Here is a 1,396-nt window from a genome sequence, read left to right on the forward strand (position 1 = left end):
TTCACACATTACAATGAAAACCACCCGCACAGCGCGCTGGGATATCACTCCCCGAGGGAATATCGGCGGCAGCGGACATCGTTAACTTAAGATACAAAAGCTGTCCGGAGATGGCGGGTCAAGATCATGCATGGATGCTGACACAACGAGGATTTCGTTACTATTTTGCCTGGGTGGTCCTTGATTTTCGAGGTGTGGTTGAAGATATCAAAATGCTGATATCATTCCGTCTTCCTGAAGCTCATGCTGGTGGGATTGCTGCTCTGGTTCAGGGGCTTGGTGTACTTGCACTATTGGGCGTTGCATTATGTGGTGGATTCTGGTTTGCTCTCAATACTGCTCTTGGCACGTCACCTGTGCTGACAGAAACCGTCCTGCATGTGCATAAGTTTCTGACTGTATTTATTGAAACCTATTTCTGGGCACATGGTGCGATGGGGTTGCTGCATATCTTCCTCACCGTTCGTAGCCAAAGGAAAAATCCCGTTACCGAATAGTGCTGTAGGTTTATGATGGATAAGATGCCCTGTAATGGTTGGCTAAAACAGACTATAACCGCGCATTTATCCGTCAATGCATTTTCTATTTATCCGTAATTCCGATGAGTATGCGTATTTGAAGGAAAAAATATATGCATCTTGAACGACATAGTATCGAAAAAGTGGGATGGCTGAGGGCAGCTGTACTGGGGGCAAATGACGGAATTGTTTCGACAGCGAGCCTTGTTCTTGGGGTTGCATCTGCAAATAGCAGTCCTTCCGGTGTTTTACTTGCAGGTGTTGCAGGACTGGTTGCCGGAGCTATGTCAATGGCTACAGGGGAATATGTTTCCGTCTCATCTCAGGCGGATACCGAAAACGCAGCACTTGCCCAGGAAAAAAGGGAGCTGGAAACTGATTATCAGGGAGAGGTGCGGGAACTGACTTCACTTTATATGCAACGTGGACTGGAGCCAGAGCTTGCCCGGCAGGTTGCAGAGCAACTTATGGTCAAAGATGCCCTGGATGCTCATGCCCGTGAAGAACTGGGGTTGACGGATATAAATTCTGCACAGCCCCTACAGGCAGCTGTCTTTTCTGCCCTGAGTTTTTCCGCTGGTGCGGTGTTACCCTTAATCGTGGCATGGCTCTCCCCTCTGAAACTGGCTTTTTTGTTGATAATCCTTTCCACCCTTTTTTCACTGGCGGTCCTTGGCTATATATCTTCGGTTTTGAGTAAAGCCTCTCCTGTCAGGGCGATCATAAGAATTACGTTCTGGAGTACCATGGCGGTGATGCTGCCAACTTACTGATTTAGTGTATGATGGTGTTTTTGAGGTGCTCCAGTGGCTTCTGTTTCTATCAGCTGTCCCTCCTGTTCAGCTACTGACGGGGTGGTGCGTAACGGCAAAAGCACT

2 protein-coding genes and 1 pseudogene are annotated in these 1,396 nt (G+C 48.1%); all 3 read left to right on the forward strand.

All coding sequences use genetic code 11. The annotated features are described in order from the left end of the window. Positions 1-131 precede the first annotated feature (131 nt). Positions 132-497: pseudogene (locus tag ACHHZ6_RS24660) on the forward strand (cytochrome b/b6 domain-containing protein); the annotation flags it as partial. A gap of 134 nt (positions 498-631) precedes the next feature. After that, positions 632-1,291 (forward strand): VIT family protein, encoded by a 660-nt coding sequence (locus tag ACHHZ6_RS24665; RefSeq protein ID WP_395123182.1) that lies wholly within the window; start codon positions 632-634, stop codon positions 1,289-1,291. A gap of 33 nt (positions 1,292-1,324) precedes the next feature. Then, positions 1,325-1,396 (forward strand): IS1 family transposase (locus ACHHZ6_RS24670; protein WP_001568368.1); only part of this gene is annotated, 72 nt, incomplete at its 3' end.

The sequence above is a fragment of the Enterobacter cloacae complex sp. 2024EL-00214 genome, from assembly GCF_043945575.1.
GTDB lineage: Bacteria > Pseudomonadota > Gammaproteobacteria > Enterobacterales > Enterobacteriaceae > Enterobacter > Enterobacter cloacae_P.

Coding starts and splice junctions, on each gene's coding strand:
- ACHHZ6_RS24665 (WP_395123182.1), top strand. CDS start 632: ATGCATCTTGAACGACATAGTATCGAAAAAGTGGGATGGCTGAGGGCA.